At 69.5% G+C, this 25,030-nt stretch carries 22 protein-coding genes and 1 pseudogene; 16 read left to right on the top strand and 7 right to left on the bottom strand.

The window, feature by feature from the left end:
- Nucleotides 1-2 precede the first annotated feature (2 nt).
- Nucleotides 3-1,481 (bottom strand): sensor histidine kinase, encoded by a 1,479-nt coding sequence (locus Pph01_RS04195; protein ID WP_204071572.1) that lies wholly within the window; start codon nt 1,479-1,481, stop codon nt 3-5.
- Nucleotides 1,482-1,495: 14 nt separating this feature from the next.
- Entirely contained in the window at nt 1,496-2,170 is a 675-nt protein-coding gene (locus Pph01_RS04190) for a response regulator transcription factor (protein ID WP_204071571.1), read from the bottom strand.
- Between the two features lie 175 nt (nt 2,171-2,345).
- On the opposite strand from Pph01_RS04190, the gene Pph01_RS04185 reads away from it, so the two are divergent.
- The 6 genes from Pph01_RS04185 to Pph01_RS04160 all read left to right on the top strand — a co-directional run bounded on the left by Pph01_RS04185 (nt 2,346) and on the right by Pph01_RS04160 (nt 9,117).
- Nucleotides 2,346-3,383, top strand: a complete 1,038-nt coding sequence (locus Pph01_RS04185; protein WP_204071570.1) for a tripartite tricarboxylate transporter substrate-binding protein — start codon at nt 2,346-2,348, stop codon at nt 3,381-3,383.
- A 1-nt stretch (nt 3,384) separates the two neighbouring features.
- Nucleotides 3,385-3,846: a tripartite tricarboxylate transporter TctB family protein gene (locus Pph01_RS04180; protein ID WP_204071569.1), complete on the top strand. Its 462-nt coding sequence runs from the start codon at nt 3,385-3,387 to the stop codon at nt 3,844-3,846.
- 20 nt (nt 3,847-3,866) lie between these two features.
- Nucleotides 3,867-5,372: a tripartite tricarboxylate transporter permease gene (locus Pph01_RS04175; protein ID WP_204071568.1), complete on the top strand. Its 1,506-nt coding sequence runs from the start codon at nt 3,867-3,869 to the stop codon at nt 5,370-5,372.
- A gap of 324 nt (nt 5,373-5,696) precedes the next feature.
- Nucleotides 5,697-7,238, top strand: a complete 1,542-nt coding sequence (locus tag Pph01_RS04170) for a M28 family metallopeptidase (RefSeq protein ID WP_204071567.1) — start codon at nt 5,697-5,699, stop codon at nt 7,236-7,238.
- 113 nt (nt 7,239-7,351) lie between these two features.
- Nucleotides 7,352-7,771 (top strand): SgcJ/EcaC family oxidoreductase, encoded by a 420-nt coding sequence (locus tag Pph01_RS04165; RefSeq protein ID WP_204071566.1) that lies wholly within the window; start codon nt 7,352-7,354, stop codon nt 7,769-7,771.
- 296 nt (nt 7,772-8,067) lie between these two features.
- The gene (locus Pph01_RS04160) at nt 8,068-9,117 is read left to right on the top strand and encodes a hypothetical protein (RefSeq protein WP_204071565.1); all 1,050 of its coding nucleotides are present in this window, start codon (nt 8,068-8,070) and stop codon (nt 9,115-9,117) included.
- A gap of 28 nt (nt 9,118-9,145) precedes the next feature.
- On the opposite strand, the gene Pph01_RS43630 is transcribed toward Pph01_RS04160, so the two are convergent.
- Complete coding sequence (locus Pph01_RS43630; RefSeq protein WP_373315632.1) at nt 9,146-9,460, bottom strand: DUF4253 domain-containing protein; 315 nt, start codon at nt 9,458-9,460, stop codon at nt 9,146-9,148.
- A gap of 431 nt (nt 9,461-9,891) precedes the next feature.
- On the opposite strand from Pph01_RS43630, the gene Pph01_RS04150 reads away from it, so the two are divergent.
- The 4 genes and pseudogenes from Pph01_RS04150 to Pph01_RS04140 all read left to right on the top strand — a co-directional run bounded on the left by Pph01_RS04150 (nt 9,892) and on the right by Pph01_RS04140 (nt 13,168).
- A complete protein-coding gene (locus tag Pph01_RS04150) occupies nt 9,892-11,250 on the top strand; it encodes a sensor histidine kinase (RefSeq protein ID WP_239116422.1) in 1,359 nt (452 codons plus the stop codon).
- Nucleotides 11,251-11,524: 274 nt separating this feature from the next.
- Nucleotides 11,525-11,776, top strand: coding sequence for a hypothetical protein (locus Pph01_RS42630; protein WP_239116421.1), 252 nt, complete (start codon nt 11,525-11,527; stop codon nt 11,774-11,776).
- Nucleotides 11,764-12,637: pseudogene (locus Pph01_RS04145) on the top strand (YeiH family protein). The gene Pph01_RS42630 and the pseudogene Pph01_RS04145 overlap by 13 nt, the downstream one beginning before the upstream one ends.
- Nucleotides 12,638-12,853: 216 nt before the next feature.
- Nucleotides 12,854-13,168 carry a DUF6343 family protein gene (locus Pph01_RS04140; protein ID WP_204071564.1) on the top strand — a complete coding sequence of 105 codons (315 nt, stop codon included), beginning with the start codon at nt 12,854-12,856 and terminating at the stop codon, nt 13,166-13,168.
- A 145-nt stretch (nt 13,169-13,313) separates the two neighbouring features.
- On the opposite strand, the gene Pph01_RS04135 is transcribed toward Pph01_RS04140, so the two are convergent.
- The gene (locus Pph01_RS04135) at nt 13,314-14,618 is read right to left on the bottom strand and encodes a cytochrome P450 family protein (RefSeq protein WP_204071563.1); all 1,305 of its coding nucleotides are present in this window, start codon (nt 14,616-14,618) and stop codon (nt 13,314-13,316) included.
- A gap of 508 nt (nt 14,619-15,126) precedes the next feature.
- Here Pph01_RS04135 and Pph01_RS04130 point away from each other — a divergent pair.
- The 5 genes from Pph01_RS04130 to Pph01_RS04110 all read left to right on the top strand — a co-directional run bounded on the left by Pph01_RS04130 (nt 15,127) and on the right by Pph01_RS04110 (nt 20,995).
- On the top strand, nt 15,127-17,682 hold the full coding sequence (locus Pph01_RS04130; protein ID WP_204071562.1) for a DUF4118 domain-containing protein: 2,556 nt from the start codon (nt 15,127-15,129) through the stop codon (nt 17,680-17,682).
- A gap of 132 nt (nt 17,683-17,814) precedes the next feature.
- Nucleotides 17,815-18,336 carry an EXLDI protein gene (locus Pph01_RS04125; protein ID WP_204071561.1) on the top strand — a complete coding sequence of 174 codons (522 nt, stop codon included), beginning with the start codon at nt 17,815-17,817 and terminating at the stop codon, nt 18,334-18,336.
- A gap of 58 nt (nt 18,337-18,394) precedes the next feature.
- Nucleotides 18,395-18,967, top strand: coding sequence for a DUF1707 SHOCT-like domain-containing protein (locus tag Pph01_RS04120; RefSeq protein ID WP_204071560.1), 573 nt, complete (start codon nt 18,395-18,397; stop codon nt 18,965-18,967).
- A gap of 247 nt (nt 18,968-19,214) precedes the next feature.
- On the top strand, nt 19,215-20,195 hold the full coding sequence (locus Pph01_RS04115) for an ATP-binding cassette domain-containing protein (protein ID WP_204071559.1): 981 nt from the start codon (nt 19,215-19,217) through the stop codon (nt 20,193-20,195).
- Complete coding sequence (locus tag Pph01_RS04110; RefSeq protein WP_204071558.1) at nt 20,192-20,995, top strand: ABC transporter permease; 804 nt, start codon at nt 20,192-20,194, stop codon at nt 20,993-20,995. The genes Pph01_RS04115 and Pph01_RS04110 overlap by 4 nt, the downstream gene beginning before the upstream one ends.
- A gap of 74 nt (nt 20,996-21,069) precedes the next feature.
- Here the strand turns inward: Pph01_RS04110 and Pph01_RS43625 are convergent, their stop codons facing one another.
- Both Pph01_RS43625 and Pph01_RS04105 read right to left on the bottom strand, forming a co-directional pair.
- A complete protein-coding gene (locus Pph01_RS43625; protein ID WP_373315631.1) occupies nt 21,070-21,147 on the bottom strand; it encodes a 50S ribosomal protein bL37 in 78 nt (25 codons plus the stop codon).
- Between the two features lie 10 nt (nt 21,148-21,157).
- Nucleotides 21,158-22,570 carry a hypothetical protein gene (locus Pph01_RS04105; RefSeq protein WP_204071557.1) on the bottom strand — a complete coding sequence of 471 codons (1,413 nt, stop codon included), beginning with the start codon at nt 22,568-22,570 and terminating at the stop codon, nt 21,158-21,160.
- A 770-nt stretch (nt 22,571-23,340) separates the two neighbouring features.
- Between Pph01_RS04105 and Pph01_RS04100 the strand changes: the two genes are divergently transcribed.
- Entirely contained in the window at nt 23,341-23,703 is a 363-nt protein-coding gene (locus Pph01_RS04100; RefSeq protein ID WP_204071556.1) for a hypothetical protein, read from the top strand.
- 102 nt (nt 23,704-23,805) lie between these two features.
- On the opposite strand, the gene Pph01_RS04095 is transcribed toward Pph01_RS04100, so the two are convergent.
- Complete coding sequence (locus tag Pph01_RS04095; protein ID WP_204071555.1) at nt 23,806-24,954, bottom strand: FAD-dependent monooxygenase; 1,149 nt, start codon at nt 24,952-24,954, stop codon at nt 23,806-23,808.
- Nucleotides 24,955-25,030: the final 76 nt, after the last annotated feature.

Here is a 25,030-nt window from a genome sequence, read left to right as displayed (position 1 = left end):
CCTCAGCCCTGCTGCGGAGCCGGGGCGCCGGACGACGCCTCCCGCGGAACGGCCGGCAACGCGACCACCGCGGCGAATCCGTGCCCGGACCCGTCCGGACGCGGCAGGCCCTCCTCCAGCCGCAGTTCGCCCCCGGCGGCCCCGACCAGGTCGGCGCAGATCGCCAGGCCCAGGCCGGTCCCGGACACGTTCTGGTGCCGCGGCGACCGCCAGAACCGCCGAAGCGCCTGGGCCCGCTCGGACGCGTCGATCCCCTGGCCGTCGTCGCGGACGGCGATCGTGACCACCTCCCGGGGCGCGTAGGCCTTGCCGTGTCCGGCGCGCGCACCACCGGGGACGACCCGGGCGGTCACCTCCACCACCCGCGCGTCCGACAGCCGTAACGCGTTGCTGATCAGCTCGTCCAGGACGCTGCCCAGTCCGCCCGGCGGCTCCAGCAACCGCAACCCCGGCGGCACCTCGACCGCCAGGGTCTGTCCCGCCGTCGCCGTCAACGCCCGCCACCGGTCCACCCGGGTCGCCAGCACCGCGTCGAGATCCACCGGCGACGCCGTCCGCATGCTCTCCATCCGCGCACTGGCCTGCAGCGAGTTCAGCATCCGCTGCATCGCCTTCAGCTCGTCGACGGCGACGTCGTACACCTGCCGCCCGTCGCCGTCCGTGCGCAGATGGGGTTCCAGACTTTCCACCGCGAGCCGGAGGCTGGTCAGCGGATTGCGCAACTGATGCGACGCGTCGGACACGAACGCCCGCTGCCGCTGCACCGCGTTCTCGACCGCGTCCATCATGGTGTTGAACGACTCCGCCAGCCGCCTTAGCTCGACCGGGCCGGCCTCGGCGTCCGCCCGGATGGTGAGGTCGCCCTGTGAGATCCGCGAGCTCGCCGCGTCCAGCTCACGCACCGGCCGCAACACCCACGCCGACACGGGCCAGGCGACGGCCACCAGCGCGATCAACGGCAGCAGCCCGAGCCCGGCGAGCCTGGCCCATCGCACGAGGATGCGATCGTGCGTCTTCGACAGGTCGGAAATCGTCACGACGGCGCCGACGACCTCGCTGTCCCGGCCCACCGGCTCCGCGACCACGAGTGCGGAGTCGTCCCACGGCGCCCATTCCCCGGACGGTTCGGACCTCGCCCCGGCCAGCGCCGCGGTCACGATCCTGGGCAACTCCGGCTCGTGCCTCGCCGCCTCCTGGTACGCGCCGGCCGGTCCGAGCAGCACCGCGCCCGACGTGTCGATCAGCGCGACCGGGGTGCCGTACAGCTCGTGGTAGCGCGCGAGCTCCTGGTGGAGGGCCTCGGTCCGCCCGGCTGACAGCGCGGTCTCGGCCAGCGACGCGAACCGGCCGACGTCGCCCAGCCGGTCGACGTATGTCTCCTGCATCTCCCGCTCGGCCACGGTGACGCTGAGCGGCACGCCGAGTGCCGCGACGAGCAGCACCGCGAGGGGCACCAGGACGGCGAGCAGGCGGCGGTGCACGGCGCGTCAGCCGATCAGCCCGGCCGGTCGGCCAGGAGCCGGTAACCGACCCCGTGGATCGTGCGGATGAGCACGGCCGGCCCGAGCTTGTTCCGTAACGCCGCGATGTGGGTGTCCAGGGTGCGGCTCGAGGACTCCCAGGTCGCGCCCCAGATCTGGTCGAGGATGACGTCGCGGCTCACCACGTTCGGCGCCCGCCGGGCCAGCAGCAGGAGCAGCTCGAACTCCTTGCGGGTCAGCGTCACGGGTGTGCCGTCCACGGTTACCTCGCGGGTGCCGACGCAGATCCGCATCGGGCCGAGGACGAGCGGCTCGTCCGGGTGGCTCAGCGAACGAGCCACACGGGTGCGCCGCAGTACGGCGTCGATCCGGGCCAGCAGTTCCGGGATGCCGAACGGCTTCACGATGTAGTCGTCGGCGCCGGCGCGCAGGCCGCGGACCCGTTCGTGCTCCTCCGATCGCGCCGTCACGGCGATGACGGCGGTCTCCGGGCGGTCACGCAGCCTGCGGATCACGTCGAGTCCGTCGCCGTCGGGCAGACCCAGGTCGACGAGGACCACGTCGGCCGGGTCGGCGCGCACGGCCTCCGCGGCGGTGGCGATGCGGTGGACCTCGAAGCCCGCCTGGGCCAGGACGGTCACCAGACCCCGCGCCACGCGGTCGTCATCCTCGATGATGGTGATCCGCATATCGGCGGATTGTAAGCCGGAATTGACGCACTTGTTAGACCTTCAGTTCTTGGGATTTCTCTGACGTCCAGCGCATTCCTTGGGATTCCTCTGACACCATCCGCGTCCCTCCCAGCCGAGACTGAGGCCGCGCACTCACCGACGAATGCGCATGCGCTGACGAGGAGGCCGCGATATGAGAAGGATCAGCAGGTACCGGGCCGCCGCGCGGATGATCGCCGCGATCGGCGTGGTTTCGCTCGTCGCCGCCTGCTCCGGCAACGGGGGCACCACCGGTGGAGGCGGCACCGGCGGAGCCGGTGCCGGAGGCTATCCGGACCAGAACATCACGTTCGTCGTGCCGTTCAGCGCGGGCGGCCCGACGGACACCGTCACCCGCATGATCGCCGAGCCGATGGCCGCCAAACTCGGCGGCAAGATCGTCGTCCAGAACGTCGAGGGCGCGGGCGGCACGGTCGGCGCCGGCGAGGTCGCGCGGGCCCAGCCGGACGGTTACACCGTGCTCATGCACCACATCGGCATGTCGACGGCGCCCGCCCTGTACCAGGACCTGGGCTACAAGCCGCTCGAGGACTTCGAGATGGTCGGGCTCGTCACCGAGGTGCCGATGACGGTCGTCGCCCGCAAGGACTTCGCGCCCGCGACGCTGCAGGACCTCGTGACCTACGTGAAGGCGAACGCCGACAAGGTCACGCTGGCGAACGCCGGCATCGGCGCCGCGTCCCACCTGTGCGGCCTGCTGTTCCAGACCGCCGCCGGTGTCAAGCTCCAGGAGGTCCCGTACGAGGGCACCGGCCCCGCGCTGACCGACCTCGTCGGCGGCCAGGTCGACTTCATGTGCGACCAGACGACCAACACCAGCGGCCAGATCTCCGCGGGCGAGGTGAAGGCGTACGCGGTCACCACGCCGGAGCGGGTCAAGAGCCTGCCCGACCTGCCCACCACGGCCGAGGCCGGGCTGCCCCAGCTCGAGGTCAGCGTGTGGCACGGCCTCTACGTCCCGAAGGGCACACCGCAGGACGTCGTCCAGAAGCTGTCCGAGGCGCTGAAGACGGCACTGGCCGACCAGGCCGTCATCGACCAGATGGCCAAGCTCGGCACCGCGCCGGTACCGGCCGAGGACGCGACTCCGCAGGCGCACCGGGCCAAGCTCGAAGAGCAGCTCGGCACCTGGGCGAAGGTCATCGCCGACGCCGGCGTCAAGGCCTCCTGAGGTGGAACGCCGCCGGTCCTTCCCGGACGTCCTCGCCGGGGGAGTCTTCGTCCTGATCGGTGGCGCATTCGTGGTGGGGTCGCTCGGCTACGAGCTGGGCACCCCGCTGCGGATGGGCCCCGGCGCCTTCCCGCTGCTGGTGGGCGCGACCGTGGTCGCCCTGGGCCTGGCGATCGTCGTCAAGGGGCTCGTGGCCGGCGAGGTGGTGTCGTTCGGGCCGATCCCCTGGCGCGCGGTCGCCGTCATCGTGGTCGCCGTCCTGTTCTTCGGATTCACCGTCCGGGGCCTCGGATTCGTGCCGACGTCGGCGGTGACCGCCCTGCTCACCACACTGGCCAGCTCCCGCGTACGGCCGCTCACGGCCGTGGCAGTCGCAGCCGGGCTGACCGTGGCCGCCACGCTCATCTTCGTCGTCGGACTTCAGCTGCGGATCCCGTTGTGGGGCCCATGGCTGGGGTTCTGACGCGGCATCCGGATTGAGGCATGGAACTTCTCGACAACCTCGCGCTGGGCTTCTCGACCGCCCTCCTGGTCCAGAACGTCGTCTACTGCTTCGTGGGAGTGCTGCTCGGGACGGCCGTCGGCGTGCTGCCCGGCATCGGGCCGACGGCGACGGTGGCGATGCTGCTGCCGATCACGTTCAGTTTCGAGCCGGTGACGGCGCTGATCATGCTGGCCGGCATCTATTACGGCGCACAGTACGGCGGCTCGACGACCGCCATCCTGATCAACCTGCCCGGTGAGTCGTCGGCGGCGGTCACCGCGCTGGACGGGCACGAGATGGCCCGCCAGGGGAGGGCCGGCCCTGCGCTGGCCGCGGCCGCGATCGGGTCCTTCATCGCGGGTACGGTGGCCACCGTCGCGCTGGCCGTCGCGGCCCCGCCGCTGGCCCGCGTCGCGTTGAAGTTCGGCCCGGCCGAATACTTCTCACTGGTGCTGCTCGGCCTGATCGTGTCGATCGCCCTGGCGCGCGGCACGGCCCTCAAGGCGCTGGCGATGATCGCGCTCGGCGTCCTGCTCGGCACGATCGGCCAGGACATCTACACCGGCACGCCCCGGTTCGTGTTCGACCAGCGCGAGCTGTACGGCGGCATCGACTTCGTGTCGGTCGCCGTCGGAATGTTCGGGGTGGCCGAGATCCTGCGCAACCTGGAGAACGAGCAGACCCGCACGGCGATCGTCAGCAGGGTGAAGAACCTCTGGCCGACCCGCGAGGACCGGCGCCGGATCGTCGGCCCGATCCTGCGGGGCACCGGTCTCGGCGCGGCGCTCGGCGTCCTGCCCGGCGGTGGCCACGTGCTGGCCTCGTTCGCCTCGTACGCCGTTGAGAAGCGGGTCTCGAAGCGTCGGCAGGAGTTCGGGCGCGGCGCGATCGAGGGCGTCGCCGGTCCCGAGTCGGCGAACAACGCCGCCGCGCAGACGTCGTTCATCCCGCTGCTCACCCTGGGCCTGCCCGCGCATCCGGTGATGGCTCTGATGGTCGGCGCGTTCATCGTCCACGGCATAACGCCCGGCCCGAACGTCCTCACCGACGAACCGGCGCTGTTCTGGGGCCTGATCGCGTCGATGTGGATCGGCAACGTCCTGCTCGTGCTGCTGAACCTGCCGCTGATCGGCTTATGGGTGCGCATGCTGCGCATCCCGTACCAGGTGCTGTTCCCGATGATCATCCTGTTCGCCGCGATCGGCACCTTCTCCCTGGGGTTCAACGGGTACGACGTGTACGCGATCGTGTTCTTCGGAATCCTGGGCTACATCCTGATCAAGTGCGGCTGCGAGCCGGCGCCGCTGCTGCTCGGCTTCGTCCTCGGGCCGTTGCTGGAGGAGAACCTGCGGCGGGCGCTCATCATCTCCCGCGGCGACGCGTCGGTCTTCCTGACCCGGCCGATCTCCGCGGTGCTCCTGGCCCTGGCCGTGGCGGCGCTCGTCGTCACCGTCCTCCCGACCATCCGCAAGCGCCGCGAGATCGTGTTCGCCGAGGAGGAGTGATGGGCGCCACGTTGTCGCAGAGGATGTTTCGGCGCAGTTCTGCGTTTGCCGCGCCCAAATCGATCAGCTGATCTGAATCAAATCGACGGAATCGCATCGATGCTCACTTCTCGAGTGATTGTTGCCCGATGCCGATGCCGGCGAGTCCGAAAGTCGGCGCGATACGGGCATCCGTAATTCCTGACGAGTCTGAGATGCAGCATGTTCAAGATCTGTGATGCAACAGATATATGCCGTGATCTTCCCTGATAGCCGTATTAGTGAATACGTTGCGGGCTACGTGTGCATTTCCGCGGTTCACCTTCGACGTCCCGAGGAGCAAGTATGCGTTCCCGCCTGCGTAGGGGCATGCTCGGCGCAATCACCGCCGTCGCCGTGACCCTGTCACCGCTCGCGTTATCAGGCACGGCCGGTGCCCACTCCAACAACAACTCCGTTCGCAAGCTCGTCAAGGCGGTCTCCGGCAAGAACGTCAAGAAGCATCTCCAGGCGTTCCAGGCCATCGCCGACCGCAACGGCGGCACCCGTGTGTCCGGCACGTCCGGCTTCGACGCCTCCCGCGATTATGTGGCCCACAAGCTGCGTTCCGCCGGGTACGACGTGACGATCCAGCCGTTCGAGTTCACCTTCGACGGCTACAAGACGCCGCCCGTGCTGAAGCGGACCAGCCCGGCGGCGAAGACGTACACCTACGGATTCTTCGGCGACTACGTGGCGATGGGCGAGTCGCCTTCGGGGGCCGCCAGTGGCGCCGTCCAGGGCGTGGACCTTGTGCTGCCGCCGGGCCCCGCGGCCAACTCCTCGAGTTCGGGGTGTGAGGCGAGCGACTTCGCCGGGTTCGTCGCCGGCAACATCGCGCTGATGCAGCGCGGCACGTGCAACTTCCGCGTGAAGGTGGACAACGCCGTCGCGGCGGGCGCTTCGGCGGCGATCGTGTTCAACGAGGGGCAGCCGGGCCGTACGGAGGTCGACCTCAACCCGACGCTCGGCGGCCCCGGCGTGACGATCCCGTCGTTCTTCACCAGCTTCGAGGTCGGACAGGAGTTGGCCGCCGCGGGCACCGCGGTCACGATGAACTGGGACCCGATCGTCGAGACCCGGACCACCTACAACGTCATCGCCCAGAGCAGGAAGGGCGACCCGGACAACGTCGTCATGCTCGGCGCGCATCTGGACAGCGTCCAGGAGGGGCCCGGCATCAACGACAACGGCTCGGGCAGCGCCGGCACCCTCGAGGTGGCGCTGCAGTTCGCCAAGACCAAGCCGAAGAACCAGATGCGCTTCGCCTTCTGGGGGGCTGAGGAGTTCGGCCTGCTCGGCTCCGAGCATTACGTCGCCTCGCTGACAGCCGAGGAGCGGGCCAAGATCGCCCTCTACCTCAACTTCGACATGATCGCCTCGCCGAACTACACGTACGGGATCTACGACGGCGACGGTGACGCGTTCGGCACCGCCGGTCCTTCCGGATCCGACGTGATCGAAGAGGACTTCGAGAAGTTCTTCGCCGGGCGTGGGCTGCCGTTCACGGCGACGGCGTTCACCGGACGCTCGGACTACGGGCCGTTCATCGCGGCCGGAATCCCGGCGGGCGGACTGTTCACCGGGGCTGAGGTCCTCAAGACCGAGGAGGAGGCCCAGATCTTCGGTGGCACGGCCGGCATCCCGCTCGACCCCTGCTACCACAGCGCCTGTGACACGATCGCGAACATCAGCGACAAGGCTCTGGACGTGAACTCCGACGCCATCGCTACCCTGGCCGCGACGTACGCCTTCGACACCGGGACGATCGGCGACGGCGCCCCGGTCGCCGCGAAGAGCGCCACGCGCGCCGCGCACGCGCACAAGCCGGCGGACTCGGCGAGCTGATTCGGTCGGGCGCCCGCACCCGCGTGGTGCGGGCGCCCGTCGTCTCCCGAGGCGACGCGTCGGGGCCTTCACCGCTTGACTTGAACTTTGGTTCAAGTGCGACGGTGATCGACATGTACGACATCGACACACGGGCGCACCACGCGGAGATCGAGGAGATCGAGCAGGTGGTGGCCGCGCTGGAACACGCCCAGCAGAACGAGCTTCCCGACGATTTCGTCGCCCTGTTCAGAGCCGAAGCGATCTGGACGACAGGTCATGGAAGGCGACTGACCGGTCGTGACGAGATCTCGGCGTTCACGCACCAGGTGCTGCCGGGTGCGATGAGGGAGTCGACGGCCACGTACGAGGTGGTGCACGTGCTGTTCATCCGGCCGGATGTCGCGGCCGTCAAGGTGCGGCAGCGGGTGGTGACGCTCGACCGCCGGCCGATCGAGGGGCTGAATGAGGGGAGCCCGCTGTTCGTCATGGCCAAGGAAGACGGCCGATGGCTTCTCGTGGCGTGTCAGAACACCGAGGTGATCGACTCGTGACCGGTGTCCGGGATCGAGGTGCGCGCGACGATCACCACTGAGGCCCGTCACGATGACCTGCTGCGCACACTCCTGAACACCGCCGGCGAGTGGGATCGGGTGGCGGCCGCCCACGCCCTGAACGGCGTGACCGCGCACCCCGCCTTACGTATCGCCGCGCGTCCTCTCGTGATCCGCAGTGCGGAGTGTCGGCCATCCACGCATCGATATAGCGGCACAAATAACGAAATGACGGGGTGCGGAAGAAAGGCCTACTGTGCAGTTGCGGTCCGGGCACCCTTGGCACAGGAGGGCACATGACTGTGTTCGTGTGTGCGAACTGTGGGGCCGTTCTGACCGCGCCGGTGTCGCAGGTCGCGCTTCCCGCTCACGCCCATCAGACCTACGGCCATGAGCTGCTTCCCGTGCTGCTGGAGTCTGGGACCTATGCGGTGGACCCCGAACCTTCCGGGCCGCCGCGGCGGCGGTGGGAGGAGGTCGGTGCGGAGGAGGCGGAGGCACGCGGCGTGTACGCGCCGGTGTACTCCCTGTCGTACGGGCCGCCGGGAGCGATCGCGGTCGCGCCGGGAGACGTCCGCGGAACCGTTCTGATTCCAGAGCGATGCGACGGCTACTGCCTGGGCCTGGACGGCCGCGATGGTCCGAACTTGGCGTGCGCGCAGTGCGGGGACGCCGTCGGCACCCGCATCGACGACTGTTCGTTTTGGCAGGTGGTGTGGCTGGACCCGTGCGCAGTACGTCGTGTCGTCAAGGCGTCCACTCGTCGGGTGCTCAGCTGGGAGGCGCTGCGGGAGGAGTGTCCGGAGACGCCGCCGGTGGAGCCGATCGGGGCGTGGAGCCCGGTATGGGAAGCGGTGATCGCGGTGGCGCTGGCCCATCTCGTGGCCGTGTCGGGCGGTGTGCGGGTGGTCGTCCCCGACGGCCCGATCGCCGACATGTTCCGCCCGGCGATCGACTCTCTGCTGCCGCCAGGCCCGCCGGCGAAGACCCTCGCCCCGGTGGGGCCGGGGTTGTCCGCGGCGAGCACGGACATCGCCCTGGTGCCGCTGCATCCGCAGACCGGTGAGGCATGGCCGTCTGAGGCTCAGGCAGCGGTGCCGCTGGCGGCCGATGTGTGGATGCATCTGGCCTTCAACCGCGATCGGCGGCTCATTCCCGCGACGGGCGGGCTACCCGACGGCGTTCACCGGGATGACCCCCCACCGTTGTTGCCGTTCTATCCATTCCGAACTGACCGGGATGTGTTCCTCCACACGCTGGCGCGGATGCCAGAGGTTCGTCAGCCGTGGCTGCGCGCGATTTATGACCGTGTGAAGGCGGGCCGATTCGGTCACCGGCCCTGGTGATGCCTCCGGAATTCGGCTGGAGGCCAGGTCACTTCGGAGATGGCCCACTCCAACGTCCAGAACGCTCCAAGTCCGGGCACAGTGCGAAGTGTTCGGCGGCACCGTGGGGCGCCTCGTCCAGGGCCGTCGGCGGTGCCGCGACGCTCAGGAGCAGTTCGGATCGGCTGAGTTCGACGACCCGTGCGCCGTAGCGGTCCTCCCATGTGCGCACGACGGCCGCGATCTTTCCGGTGTCGTCGATGTAGTTCGCCAGGCCGTCCCATCCGCAGGCCGCCGGGTTGAGTCCGCACCGCGTTCGGCGGCCACCTGGCCGAGCCGCATCGAGGGGGTCGGGACAGCAGATGGGCGGCGTACTGGCTGCGCTCCGCTGTGTTCTCGCAAGCGTCGGCGGCCCGATGAATGGCGAACCGGCCCGTCACCGCCTGATCCTCCGTAGCGCGCCAGGGCGTCCGATCACCCGAGCGTCATCGCCCGCGAGTGATCGGACGCCTCGAGTCATGTGGCAACGGCGTCCACGTACGGCAGTGCATGAAAACGAGCACTCAGGCGCTGACCAGGGAGTTCTTCGAGTGTGAGGCCTGGATCCTGGGAGCGACAGGGCCACCATTCCGAGGCGTTTCGCGTCGTACCGTGATGCGATGGACGGAGTTCCCCGGTGACTCTGTGCCCCATGGTGTGCTCACGACCCCGGATCGGTACGGCTGCCGCCGCATTCCCTCCGGAGATCGGGGACCGCCCGGGAAGATGGCGATGCCGAAGTAAGAAGGGACGCCAGTGTCCCCCCTGCACTCGATACGAGCGCGCTACACGATCACCGCGACGACGTTGTCGCTGCTGCTTCTCGTGACGATCGGTATGAGCCTTGACCTCGCGATCCGGTACAAGGTCCAGAACGAGCTCTTCTTCCAGGCCGAGCGAGCTGCCGCGCGGTGGAGCGCGGCGGAGCGCAACGGTGTCCTGCCGCACCCGATCCCCGCCTCCGCCGATGTCGACCTCATCCAGTTGGTGGACGTCCACGGCAAGGTCGTGGACTCGAGTCCGGAGGCCGCACACAGGCCGCCGGTGAGCATGCACCGCCCTCCGGCCGACGACCGGCTCCAACAGCAGATCGAGTGCTCGCAGGGCGGATGTCTCATCCTCATGGCCAACCGCGTCACTCCCGCGGCGAACTCCTCCGTGGTCTACGCCGGTACGGCGGAGCCGTCCATTCTGGTGACTCACCGGCTGGAGTACGTCATCGCCGCCGGGGCGTTCCTGATCGTGGTTCTGGCGGCGTGGACCACGTGGTGTGCGGTGGGCAGGACGCTCCGGCCGGTGGAGGCCATCCGCGCGAGGATGGCCGAGATCACGGTGAGCGACCTGAGTCTTCGGGTGCCCGCGCGTCACGGCGGCGACGAGATCGCGCTTCTCGCCCGCACCGCCAATGAGACGCTGGCCCGGCTGGAAGAGGCGGTGGAGCAACAGCGGGAGTTCGCCTCCACGACGTCCCATGAGCTCAGAACGCCGATCACCGCTCTGCGCGCACGACTGGAGGAGGCGTTGCTCTACCCGGACGACGTCGATCTGCGCGAGGCGGTCGGGGACGCGCTGGCGGCCGGCGACCGGCTCGAGGCGATCGTCAACGACCTGCTGCTGATGGCCCGTCTGCGCGCAGCCGACCCGTCGCCGCCCGAGGCGGTCGAACTCGGCGCGCTGGTGAAGGAGGAGGCGGCACGAGCCGGCGGCGTGCCGGTGGTGGTCAACGCGCCGTCCGAGGTGTGGGTCCTCGGCTCCCGGATCCAGCTGATCCGCGTCGTGGGCAACCTCCTGAGCAACGCGCGGCGGCACGCGGACACCGGCGTCGAGGTCTCGGTCGAAGCCGCGGACGGGCAGGCGGTCGTGGCCGTGGTCGACGACGGCGCGGGCATCGCGCCGACCGATCGCCGGCGGGTCTTCGAACGGTTCACTCGCCTGGAAGACGGGCGTCGCCGCGACGCCGGCGGCAGCGGGCTGGGCCTTGCGATCTCTCTCGACATCGCCCGGGCCCACCGCGGAACCCTGTGCATCGAGGACTCTCCACGAGGCGCCCGGTTCGTTCTCCGGCTGCCTCTGCTGAGCCGGCAAGGACCCGTCGATGACGGAGGAGCCGAGTAAAACCGCACCGCACTCGTCCGCGTGGGCGCACCGACACTCCGCTTCGATCAGCTCCTTACCCCATATTCCGACTCGTTTACTATGAAATCGCTCGGGGGTCGGACCCATACGAGAGAGGTCGGAGATGAGCGAGAGCGGTCCGCCGCGAGGAGCCACCCCAGCAGCCCAGGGGCTGGAAACGGGCGATCAATGAGGACTGGGCGGCCACGATCGTCGGGCTCCTGCTGCTCGTATTGGTGATCACCGGTGTGATCCCGACCGGGCTGGTGCCCTGATGGGCGCCGGGGGAGCGGGCGTCACCCCGCGCGACCGGGAACCCGCGGCGGGATCGGCCCTGGAATCCACGGCGGGCGCGGTGGAGGGCCGACCGGCGGGGGTTGCCTGGCCCCTGACGCTCGCGGGTCTCGTCGTGGTGCTCGCTCTGGCGGCGGTCACCCGTCTGCTGGACAAGAACGTGCCGGCCTGCTCGAGGGCACGGCGCTCGAGGACCTCGGCGCCGCCGTCGAGTATCCGGTGTACGCGATAGTCCTGGGCCTGCTCGGCAACGCCGTGCTCACGGCCACCGGCCTGCGCGATCGGCTCGCGGGCGGATTCCGTACGGAGTTCTTCATCAAGACGGGCCTGGTCCTGCTGGGCGCCTCGATCAACCTCAAGGTGATCGCCACGGCCGCCGGCCCCGCCATCCTTCAGGCGATCGTGCTGATCAGCGGGGTCTTCCTGTTCACGTGGTGGCTCGGCGGCAGGCTGGGCCTCGACGACAAACTGCGCGCGTTGTTGTCGGCGGCCGTGTCGATCTGCGGGGTGAGCGCCGCCATCGCGGCGGCTCCCGTCGATCTTCATCCTGCCCTGGGCGGCCACCCTGCTGGGGTTGAGCCCCGAGGTGGCCGGGGCGTGGATCGGCGGCAACATCGACACCACGGCGGCCGTCACGGCGGCGGGGACGATCGTCGGTGAACAGGCGCTCCAGGTGGCGACCATCGTCAAGGTCACCCAGAACGCCCTGATGGGCGTGGTGGCCGTCGCGCTCACCGCCTACTTCGCCTTCAAGGTCGAGCGTCGTCCGGAGGCCCGGCGTCCCGGTCTGGGAGACCTCTGGGCGCGGTTCCCGAAGTTCGTGCTCGGGTTCGTCGCCGCGTCCGTGATCGCCACCTGGTGGTTGTCCACGGTGACCGCGGACGCCGGGAAGGCGACCATCGGGGTGGCCAATGACCTGCGGGTGTGGTTCCTGATCCTCGCCTTCGTCAGCATCGGCCTCGAGTTCCGGGTGGCGTCGCTGAAGGAGGCGGGCTGGCGGCCCGTCGGCGTCTTCGCCGCCGCGACGGTGGTGAACGTGGTGCTGGCGCTGGGCCTCGCGGCACTGCTGTTCAGCGGCTTCTCCGTCACGTAACGGAGGAGGAGGGAGGCCGGTACGGCGGACGCGGAGCCGTACCGGCCCTCTCTCAGCCATCGTGGTCGGCCTGAAGTCAGCGTCCGGCGGCCGTCTTCACCGGGCCGTCCTGTTCGAGGGTCCCGCCGCCGGATGCACGAGTGATCCATCGAAGGGCGCGGGGAGGGTGCCCGGAGCGTGGGTAGGGGCCGGGGGAGAGGAAGGAGGACGAGCGACATGATGAAGCCGCCTCACAGCAGTCGATCCGGCACCGGTGACGGACGGCAGGAGTCCCGTGAGGGTGTCCGTGACAAGTTCTGGTCGGTGTTCTCTCCGACCGGGGAACGGCCGCAGAGCGCGCTCAACCTGCGGATCGTGCTGGCCTCCTTCGGCCTGGTCGTCTGCGGCGTCCTCGCGGCGGTGGCGTTCGCGGCGGGGCTGACCACGCTCGGGGTCTGCCTGGCCGTACTCGCTCTCATCGCCGTCGTCGACCTCGCCGTGGTGATCCGGCGCCGTGTCAGGCGCGGTGACGGGCACTCCCTGTTCGGCTGACACCGTGTCTGAGGGCCTGAGGGCCTGAGGGCCTGAGGGCCTGAGGGCCTGAGGGCCTGAGGGCCTGCGCGCCGGGCGAGCGGAGCACGGCGCGAACCCGGCTGCGGTGCGGCCGGGTGTTCCGGGGGCCATGCACCGGAACGTCTCAGCGCGGCAGATCAGAAGACGCCTGCCTCGAGAGCCTCACCGGCAGTCGCGCCAGGCGCCACGACCCCGGGAGCAGCTGGCGCTGCAGGTCCTTCGGATCGACGGCCAGGGCGAGATCGGGGAAGCGGCGCGACAACGCCGCGATCGCCACCTCGCCCTCCTGACGAGCCAGCGCCGCGCCCAGGCAGTAGTGCAGACCGTGCCCGAATCCGACGTGGTTCTCCCGGCGTTCGTCCGGCTCGCGGGTGATGTCGAGCCGATCCGGCTCATCGAACTCGCGGGGGTCGTAGTTGGCCCCCACGAGCATGGCCATCACCGCCTCGCCCCGCCGTACGGGCATGCCGCCGATCTCCAGGTCCTCCGTGGCGTAACGCATCCGGGTCGCGTGGACGGGGCCGCACCAGCGCATCAGCTCATGGACGGCGCGGGGCATCAGTCCGGGTTCGTCTCGGAGCAGGGCGAGTTGCTCGGGATGCGTGAGCAGCGCCGCGACCCCGTTGCCGATCAGGTGCGCGGTGGTCTCGTGCCCCGCGAGGACCAACGTCAGGACCATTGTGATCATCTCGGTGTCGCTGAGGTGATCGCCGTCCTCGTCGTGGGCGCGGATCAGTCCCGTGAGCAGATCTCCGGAGGGCTCCGCCCGGCGCCTTTCGATCAGTTCCCGGATATGAGCGACCATGGCGACGATGACGTCGCCGAAGTGCCCGGGTTCCAGTGAGACCAGGGCCTTTCCCCACTCCCGCCACTGCGGGCGGCTCTCCTCGGGAATGCCGACCAGTTCGCAGATGACGGTGATCGGCAGAGGGTAGGCGAAGCGGTCGATCAGGTCGACGACGTCGTTCGCGGGTGTCGCGGCGAGCCCGTCGAGAAGGGCCTCCGTGATGTCCTCCACCCGTGGCCGCAGTTCGGAGACCCGGCGGGCGGTGAACGTGCGCGACACGAGCCTGCGCAGGCGGATGTGGTCGGCGCCGTCGACGTCCAGGATCCCGTCCATCAGATACCGCGCGCACTCCGGGGGGATTCCACGCGCCTGTATCGCCTTCTCGCGGATGTTCCGCACGTCCATCCCGGGCACGTTCGCGGGGTCGTTGACGAAACGCCGGTCGCTCAGCACCAGCTTGACGTCGTCGTACCGGGTGACGAGCCAGATCGGTGTGTCGACACCGGGGAAGGAGCCGCGCACCATCGCGGCCCTTTCGCGCAACCGTGAGAACCCGCCGAACGGGTCGCTCATCAACGCGGGGTCCATCAGGTCGACCACCTCTCCGGCGACGGCCCCGCTCGACTCGACCGGACTCGTCATGGTCGTCCCTCCAATGGATGGTCGGTGCGGGCGCCGGCGTCCGCGTGTCAGTGGCCGCCCCGAAGATCTCGGCCGGGCTCACGGCTTGAGTCGCGCGGTCCTTGTGACCCCATACCCGCTGACCGTCGTCGCCGCTCCCGACGCCGCGGCCGCGCCCGTGACGGCTCCTGGCCGTCTCGCTCGCCGCAGGCTTCACGTCCGTCTCGCCTGCGCTGTTCCCGCGTACGGACCGCGTCAATATTCACGCCAAATCCGTATGTAGCGCGTCAAAGCGGGAAGAAGGCCCAGATTTGTGCACTTTGCTTTTCCTTGGGCTGCCTGAGCGGGCAGCCGACGTCCCCTGACGCTCGCGGCGTCCGTGGTTCTCGGGCAGATGGGCCACGACATCGCAAGGTGCCGTCGCTCATCGAACACAACACCACCGGCAGGGCCCTCGGCTCGACGGGCGAGCCTGTGGTGGACGCTCTGGAGCCGACCCTGCCCCTTTGACGAGGAGTAGTGATCGCAGGTGCCACGCGGGCGGTTACGGGTCTATCTCGGGGCGGCTCCCGGTGTCGGGAAGACGTTCGCGATGCTCGCAGGGGGACGCCGGGCGACAGAGCGTGGCCGGGACGTGGTCGTCGGTCTCGTGGAGACCCACGGTCGCCCGCACACCGTCGAACTCCTCGACGGCATGGAGATCATCCCTCGCAAGACGATGGAGTACCGGGGGACGACCTTCAGCGAGCTCGACGTCGAGGCCGTCATCGAGCGCGCCCCCTCCATCGCGCTGATCGACGAGCTGGCCCACACGAACGTGCCCGGCTCGCGCAACGTCAAGCGGTGGCAGGACATCGAGGAGATCCTCGACGCGGGCATCGACGTCGTCTCGACGGTCAACGTCCAGCATCTGGAGTCGGTGAACGACGTCGTCGAGCAGATCACCGGGGTGGCACAGCAGGAGACGGTGCCCGACGAGGTCGTCCGCCGAGCCGACCAGGTCGAACTGGTCGACATGTCGCCGGAGGCGCTCCGCCGCCGGATGGCCCACGGCAACGTGTACGCCCCCGAGAAGGTCGACGCGGCACTGTCGAACTACTTCAGGGTGGGCAACCTGACCGCGCTGCGCGAGCTCGCCCTGCTCTGGGTCGCGGACAAGGTGGACGACCAGCTCGACCGCTACCGGGCGGAACACGGCATCGCCGCGACGTGGGAGGCACGCGAACGGGTCGTCGTCGCGCTGACGGGCGGTCCCGAGGGCGACACCCTGGTGCGCAGGGCCACCCGCATCGCCGCGCGCACCAAGGGCGCCGACCTGCTCGCCGTCCACGTCACCAAGGCCGACGGCCTGGCGGGCGGCGACCCGGCCAACCTGGCCCGTCAGCGAACCCTGGTGGAGAGCCTGGGTGGCACGTACCACCAGGTCGTGGGTGAAGACGTCCCGCGCGCGCTGCTCGACTTCGCCCGAGGCGTCAACGCCACCCAGCTCGTCCTCGGTGCGTCCCGGCGCGGCAGGTTCGCCCAGATCTTCTCCCGTGGCGTGGGGGTGGAGACCACCGCGCATTCCGGATCCATCGACGTCCACATGGTCACGCACGACGAGGTCAGGAAGGGGCGCAGGCGGGCCGGGTCCTCCGCCGCGCTCACCCGGACGAGACGACTGGTCGGGTGGGCCGTCGCCGTCGCAGGCGTGCCGGGGCTGACCGCCGCGCTCATCCCGTTCAGGGAGGATCTGTCGCTGCCGAGCGAGATCCTGTTCTTCCTGCTCATGGTCGTCGGCGTCGCGCTCATCGGAGGCATGTGGCCGGCGATCGTGGCCGCGATCGGCGGCTCTCTGCTGCTCAACTACTTCTTCACGCCACCGGTCGACGAGTTCACGATCTCGGATCCGGAGAACCTGTTCGCCCTGGTCGTCTTCGTTCTCGTCGCGGCCGCGGTCAGCACCATCGTGGACGTCGCGGCCCGCCGTACCAGGGAGTCCGCGCGAGCCAGAGCGGAGGCCGAGATCCTCTCGACCCTCGCCGGCCACGTGCTGCGCGGCGACTCGGCCGTGCCCTCCCTGCTCGCGCGGATGCGCGAGACGTTCGGCCTGACCTCGGTCGCACTGCTGGAACGCCGGCCGGAGGCTGGACAGACGCCGGACGACCGCTCCGACCCGGACACCTGGCGCATCGTCGCCACCTCCGGCGGGGTTCCCTGCACGTACCCGGCCCTCGCCGACACCGATGTCGCCATCGACGACAACCTGGTGCTGGCCGCGCGCGGCAGGCTCCTGGAGGCCTCCGACCGCCGCATGCTGGAGGCGTTCGCCGCCGAGACCGCCGTGGCGCTGCGGCAGGAACGGCTGAGGGAGGAGGCCGAGCAGGCGAGGCCGCTCGCCGCGGCCGACCGGATGCGCACGGCACTGCTCGCCGCCGTCAGCCATGACCTGCGCACACCCCTCGCCTCGGCGAAGGCCGCCGTGGACAGCCTGCGCAGCGCCGACGTCGAATGGTCCCCTGACGATCGCGAGGAGCTGCTCGCGACCGCCGACGAGTCCCTGGTCAAGCTGGATCGTCTGGTCACCAACCTGCTCGACATGAGCCGTCTGCAGGCCGGAGTGCTCGGCCTGTCCCTGCAGCCGGTGGCGCTCGATGAGGTCGTGCCGAGGGCGATCGACGATCTCGGGCCGCTCGGCGCGACCATCGAGACCGACATCGGCGCCGACGTGCCTGAGGTGGTCGCCGACCCCGCCCTGCTCGAAAGGGTGCTGGTCAACCTGACGTCCAACGCGGTCCGCTACACCCCCGAGGGCCGGAAGGTGCTGGTCACCGCCAGTTGGTACGGCGATCAGCTCGAAATCCGGGTCATCGACCGCGGGCCCGGGATTCCGCGCGAAGCCTACGACCGGGTGTTTCTCCCGTTCCAGCGTCTCGGCGACCGCGACAACCATTCGGGGGTGGGCCTGGGCCTCGCCCTGTCTCGAGGGCTGTCCGAGGCGATGGGCGGGACGCTCATGCCCGAGGAGACGCCAGGGGGAGGCCTGACCATGGTCCTTTCCCTGCCCATGGCCTCGTCGGCGCGCCCCGATCCGATGCCCCTGTGACCACGTCTTCTTGTGTACGACGACCGAAGCCGGACTCGGTGAAGGCGACCTGAACCCCCAGGCGATGTGAAGGGCATTGCCGCACTCTCCCTCTTATACGTAGACTCATACGTATAAGAGGGAGGGTTGACGTTGCCGAACAAGACGATCTACGTGTCCGACGACGACCTGATGCTTTTCCGCCGGGCGCAGGAGCTCGCCGGCGGGAACCTGTCTCAGGCGATCACGGCGGCTCTGCGGCGCTACATCGAGATGGAGGAGGGGCGCCAGGAGGGCTACGACGAGATCATCGTGCAGGTCGGCCTGCAGGGCGTCGGGCGCAAGCAGCGATTCTCCGGGGTGCTCCTCGGCGAGTGGGGGCGCACCACCGGCAGCCGGGTCGAGATGTTCCGGGTCTATCGGTCCCGCAAGGGCAAGTTCGTCCTGCACGTGGACCGCTCGCCCGACTGGACGAACGGGGCGGATTCCGAGAACTGGCTGTCGTGGCGGAGCCTCCTCGGCCTCGCCGATTCGAGCTGGGGCTTCGTCCAGGGTGAGTCCACGCTGGACGTCGTCGACTCCTTCCAGGACCTGCGTGGAAAGGTGCCCGACGAGTTCTACGAGTTGATCGCCGACCTGGCCGAGCGTCCCGCCGTCGAGGATCTCGACATCTGATTCGCCGCGGCGTGGTCCGCCGGACCGCCCGTACAAGATCGAGCAGAAGGAGAAGGGCATGACCGAGGCCAGGCTGAGGGACATGTCGGAACCGGGGGTGCGTGCCTCCGACGCTGATCGTGACAGGGTCGTCCAGCGCCTTCAGCGGGCGTTCACCGAGGGACGACTGACGTCCGAGGAGATGGACGAGCGGCTCGAGTCGGCTCTCACGGCCGCGTCTCATGGCGATCTGATGGCGGCGGTCGACGGCCTGCCCGACGAGCTCATGGACGACGTGGTCGAGTTGAGGTCCACTGGCGGGAGCGTCAAACGAGCTGGCGAATGGCGGGTTCCGCGCCTGCTGCGGGTCGACTCCACGTACGGCGGCGTGAAGCTCGACCTGTCCGAGGCCGTCATCGAGCATCCGGAGATCGAGATCCAGCTCCACGTCAGGCACGGCTCCGCGACGATCCTCCTTCCGCCCGGCGCGACCGCGGACGCGAATGAGGCACTCTCCGAGTGGGGCAGCGTGACCTGCAAGGTGCCGGGGCGAAGGCGTCCGGGGAGGCTTCACGTACGGATCATCGGGGAGCTGACCTACGGTTCCCTGAAGGTCCGCCACCGGCGCAGATGGTTCGGAACCCCCCGCTGAACGATGAGCGTGCGCCGCTCGCCCGGCGGCGGCATTCCCCGCGCTGATCGATCGGGCATACCCGGGTGGCGGCACGCAGGCGTCCTGTGCATGCCCGTCACACGGTCGCCGATCGACTCTTCCGACGGCTGATCCCCAGTCGTCGACAACGGCAACACCGCGAGCCGGACGGCCGGAAACCGACCGTCCGCCATGCCGCCATGCCCAGGAACAGGCAGGCCCCCGAAACGAGCAGAGGAGAAACCCCATGCCCCCCGCGATCATGGCCGAAGGCCTGGTCAAGAAGTACGGCCACGTGACCGCCCTGGACGGGATGGATCTGTCGGTCCCCGAAGGGACGGTGTTCGGGCTGCTCGGCCCGAACGGCGCCGGTAAGACGACGGCCGTGCGGATCCTGACCACCTTGCTGAAGCCGGACGCCGGCCGTGCCACCGTCGCCGGATTCGACGTCGTCGGCGACGCCCGGCGGCTGCGATCCCACATCGGAGCGTCCGGACAGTACGCCGCGGTCGACGACCACCTCACCGGCGCGGAGAACCTCGAGATGGTGGGACGCCTCTATCACCTGGGCACCAAACAGAGCAAAGAGCGCGCCCGAGAACTGCTGGAACGCTTCGACCTGGTGGAGGCGGGAAGCCGCCCGGTGCAGGGCTACTCCGGAGGCATGCGGCGCCGGCTCGATCTCGCCGGGGCGCTGGTCGCCAACCCGCCCGTCCTGTTCCTCGACGAGCCCACGACCGGCCTCGACCCCCGAGCGCGGGTGGGGCTGTGGGACGTCATATCCGAGCTTGTCGCCGGCGGCACGACGCTGTTGCTCACCACTCAGTACATGGAGGAGGCCGATCGGCTCGCCGACGAGATCGCGGTCGTCGACCACGGCCGGGTGATCGCGCGGGGCACGGCCGACGAACTCAAGGATCAGGTCGGCGGTGACCGGATCGAGCTGACGGTGACGAACGAGGCCGACCTCGAGACCATACGGCGGGCGCTGGCCCCCCTCGCCGTCGGAGACACGCAGACCGATGCCACCGCACTCCAGGTGACGGTCCCGGTGGCCCATGGCGCGGCATCGCTCACCGACGCCCTCGGCATGCTGGCGGCCGAGCGGGTCACCGTACGCGATGTCGGCCTGCGGCGGCCGACGCTGGACGACGTCTTCCTCACGCTCACCGGGCACGAGGCGACCGCGCGGGAGAACGCGACGAACGCGAAGGAGCACAGCCGATGAACGCCCTGCAGACGGCGATAGCCGACGGCGTGACGATCACCAGGCGCAACGCACTGAAGATCAAGCGTGCCCCCGACCAACTGGGGGGCGCGGTCATCCTCCCGATCGTGTTCGTGCTGCTGTTCGCCTACGTCTTCGGCAGCATGATCGAGATGCCCGGCGTCTCGTACCGGGAGTACATGGTTCCCGGGGTGTTCGTCGTGGCGATCGTCTCAGGCGCGCAGATCACCGGCTACACCCTGACCCTGGACCTGCGGAAGGGCATCTTCGACCGGTTCCGCACGCTGCCGATGGCGCCGTCGGCGGTGCTGATCGGCCAGACCCTCTGCGACGTGCTCATGAACCTCACCAGCATCGTCGTGATGGCCCTGGTGGGGCTGCTCGTGGGCTGGCGCATCCACACGACGCCATACGAGGCGGTCATGGGCTTCCTGCTGCTGTTGTTCTTCTCCTACGCGTTCTCCTGGGTGACGGCGACGGTCGCGCTGGCTCTGCGGACGCCCGAGGTGTTCAACAACGTCGCCACCGTCGTGTCGATGCCGCTGATGTTCCTGTCGAACGTCTTCGTCGACAGCTCCCGGCTGCCCGGCCCGCTGAAGGCCGTCGCCGAGTGGAACCCCGTCTCCACGATCGTCCAGGCGGCGCGAACCCTGTTCGGCAACACCAGCCCCGCCTTGCCTGTCTCCGACGCATGGCCGCTCCGGCACGCGGTGGAGGTGTCGCTGCTGTGGTCGGCGCTGATCCTGGCCGTGTTCGTGCCCCTGGCGACGCGGCTCTACAAGAAGGCGGTCAGCCGCTGAGCGCCGGCGGCTCGAATCGGGGATGCGAGAACCGGGGAAGGGGCTCCGGCGCGATGCGCCGGAGCCCCCGAACCTCAGCCTCTGCCGGGTCTCATTCCGTGGTTGGCGTTCTTCTTCCTACGGGCGCGCTTCTTGCGGGCACGCTTGGACATGTGATCTCTCTCAGAAGGGCCAGGCGCCTGTGCGCGCCAGCTCGATGTGCGGGATCGCCGCGAACCAGCCGTCGTTGACGTCGGTGATGATGTGCTCGTGGCCGGGCACGGTCACGGCTTCCGCCGCTTCGACAGCGGCGCCGGGGTGGGTGAGGACGACGACGCGGTCATGTCCCTTCACGTGTTCGCGCAGGGCCTTGGCGACCGTCTGGTCGCCGCCCGGCTCGCCGAACCGGCCGACGGCGTCGATCAGGCGGTCGGCGCTCTCGAACGCCACCGGTCCGGTGGCCTGCCCGCATTCGACCAGGTCGGCGGAGGAGGACCGCAGTGCGAGGGCGGCGCCGAAGACGGCCGCCGCGTCCGCTCGGGTCAGAGCCGACCCGGCGAAGGCCGGTTCGAGCATCGCCTTGCTGCGGTCCACCAGGATCAGCGTGCGACCCGCCAGGGCGGGGACCTCGGTCAGCGCATGGGTCAGGGCCTGTTCCAGCGCCCATGACCATCGTGACGAGGGGACTGAACGGTACGCGGCCATGATCTCCACCAGGAGGACTCGGCCGCGCGTCACCGACTTCTCCTCCGCGAGGTCGGCCGAGATCGAGTCGGCGACCTCGCCGGCCAGGTCCGTCTGGTCGAAGTCACGCAGGTGCTCCAGCCGGTCCCGGTAGCTCATCTGGGCCGCGACCGTCGCCCATGCCTTGTCGGTCATCGTCCCGCCCAGCCAGGTGCGCACCTGTCGCCAGGACATCGCGGCCTGGACGAAGAGGCCGGCGACATCGGGCCGGTCGAGCATGCGCAGACGCTTGTCGGCGGGCACGGCCTGCAGCTGGGCCCGCGCCCGCAGCGTCGTCAGCGACTCGGGAACCGGGTGGGAGCCGCGCCGGCGAAGCGCCGCGTGCTGGAAGATCTCGTTCTGGATCTTGCCGACGGGCTTCGGGTGGGTGAGGGCGATGACCTCGGCGAAGCGCATGGCGGCGTCCGCGGTGTCGTAGGTGGCGAGCGCGACTTCGTCGTACAGCCGCTCGGCGGCGTCGGCCACGCCTGCCTTGACCGCCTTGGGGATCGAGCGGCCATGACGGCGGGTCCAGTGCGCGAGCAGGTCGCCCGGCTCGTCGGCGCGGGTCAGCAGGGTGCCGATCAGCTCGCGTGTCTCGCCGGGAGTGCCGAGCCCGGCCGCCGTTCGCGCGTGGACGAACTCCACGGTGAGCGCGATGCCGAACCAGCGCAGCGCGGGCTGCCGGCGTGTCCAGTCGATGAGGGCGCGCACCCACGTGTCGTCGGCGACCGTCAGTTGACCGGTCAGGGCGGCGAATCGGTCGCCCGGATCCTGCGCGTCCCCGTCGGCCAGGCCACGCGCGGCGAGTAGGAACAATTCCCTCTTGGCGGTTGAGACGGCTGAAGGCGCGAGGGAGTGAGGTGTGGTCATTGACCTTTCTCCATTAATGGACGGGAAACCTGTTCCCGCCCTCGGAAAGGGCCTCCCGAAATGGAGTCACCGGATTCATCCGTGAATGCCGGAGGCATGGTGACAGAGGGGCGGCATGCCCGGCCGCGTCCCCCATTCGCCGGCCAACGGCGTTCACCGGGAGGCCGTCTCGCCGGATCACGTTGTCGTGGTCACGGCGTGGTGCGGGTCGGCCTCAACGCGGCAGAACCCCGTCACCTCGAATAGGCGTCCGGACTAGGGGACGCGACATCGAACGGGCACAAACGAGGAGGGAACACATTCGCGGCAGAGAACGTCCTCACGGAGGCTCCGTGGTGCCATCGGTTCCCTCCCCTCCGGGTGCTTGACTCGTTCGAGAATTCACTATGGAGGCACGGGAAGTTCCCCGGCAAGGGACGTTGACGCGTTTCTTATGCCGATTCCACATACAGGCACGGGGGAGGGCCCTGGACGGGCTGCTGCCGTACGAGGCGACGGTCGACTCCGTCCACGCCTCAGCGCGACCGGGTGATCGTGGCGGCGGTGATACCAGGCTCACGCGGGCGGACTCCGGAAGGGCCTGTGCTCCACCGGCGAGTAAGGAATCGCCGGACAACCGGTGCCCTGGCAGGCATGACGGCAAGGCACGACCAAACGTTTACGCATTCGATCATTCGAGGTGCGGCCGGCACCGGGTCTCCGGGTATGAGTTCGGGACCGGTTGTGTCGAATGTCGTCACCACATGAACAGAGGGCAGGTGAGCATGGGGATGAGTCTGCGGTTCGCAGGGGATCCGCTTGCCGGCGTGGTCGTCGGCATGCGAAGACTGACCCTGGCCCTGCTCACGATGTCGGCTGCCGTCGCCGCGGCGTCGCTGCCGGCGAGCGCGAGCCCGGTGGCTCCCAGATCGGGAATGTCGGCCGCCTCCGCCGACGACCGCGGGCCCGTGCGCAACGGGAACGGCGTCAAGAACAGGAATTATTCGGCGGTCAGAAGCCCGACCATCATGCACGGCCAGCAGCAGGTGTCGATCAGCATCAGCGGGAAGACCAACACCCAGTCCGCCCTCTGCAACAGCGGACGGCACGCCTGCAACATCTCCCAAAGAATCCGGACGTCGCACAGATGGTGACACGCGAGCAGGCTCTGACGAGCCGTTCGCGGCGGTGTTCCTGGCAACGAGGTCAGCCGCGCTGGCGAGAGTGACCCGTCTGTGAGCGTGTTGTGCGGGCGGCTACGCGTACCACATGGAGGCGAGCCGTCGCATGGCCAGCCGCCGCGGCGTCGCGCGGAGCATCGCGTCGCGCAGCCACGCGGTGGCGCCGGTTCGCGACATCAGCCACGACTGCCGGGACGATGCCAGCATCAGGCGGTCGGTACGGGGCCGGCGCTCGGCGTCGTAGCGGAGCAGCCGCTGCTCGACATCCGCCGGCTCGGCGTCGGCCAGGTGCCGGGTCACCGCGGCCGCGTCCTCGAACGCCTGGCTGGCGCCCTGCCCGAGATCCGGGGTCATGGCGTGCGCGGCGTCGCCGAGCAGCGCGACCCTGCCGACCGCGAACGACGGCAGCGGTTCGGCCAGGCAGGCGATCGCGTCGACGTAGATGTCGGCGGGCGGGGTGGCCTCGATCAGCGCCGGGACCGCCGGGTGCCAGTCGGCCATCAGCGACAGTGCGTCCCTGCGCGCCTGCTGGGCCCCGGGCGGCGGTCCGTGCAGCGCGGAGTCGGTGAACCAGTACAGGTCACTCTCGCCGACCGGGAAGAGACCGAACATCGCCCCGCTGCGCCGGTCGACGAGGATGCCGGCCAGCAACTCCCTCACGTCGGGGCTCGCGGGCGCGGGCAGCATGCCGCGGAGGTCCAGCCGGCCCACCCGCCGCAATCCGGGGTGCTGGGGAAACAGCCGGCTGCGTATCGCGCTGCCGATGCCGTCGGCCACGATGACCGCATCGGCCCTGGTCGAGGGCTGACCATCGCTGATCACGGTCACCCCGGCCGGGTCCGGGTCCAGCCGCTGAACCGGCGCCGCGGTGCGCACCAGCTCGGCCGGCAGCGGGGCACGCAGCGCCCGGTGCAGCTCCGCCCGGCTCACGGCCACCGACGGCCCGACCGTCCGCTGCGCCTGGACCGCGTCGGTGACCAGCAACGGCCGTCCGCGCCAGTCCCGCAGTCCGCCGTTGACGGCGGGCATGGCCTGGCCGCGAACGTAGTCGCTCAACCCCAGCTCATCCAGTGCCCGGACACCGTTGGGCATGACCACGACGGCGGTGCCCGCCTCCCGAAGCTCTGCGCCGCGTTCGTACAGCGTCACCTCGTGACCCCGCCGATGCAGCCCCACCGCGGCCGACACCCCGCCTAACCCGGCACCCACCACCACGATCCGCATGACGCTCCTGTCCGGTGGTCCCTTGCGCAGAACCACTACGATCGTTCTAGTACGGATACCGTCATAACATGGCCGT

Origin of the sequence: Planotetraspora phitsanulokensis, from assembly GCF_016863295.1 — a bacterium.
Taxonomy (GTDB): domain Bacteria; phylum Actinomycetota; class Actinomycetes; order Streptosporangiales; family Streptosporangiaceae; genus Planotetraspora; species Planotetraspora phitsanulokensis.
Note: the sequence above shows the minus strand (reverse complement) of the source record. Positions and strands in the feature narration are given on the sequence as shown.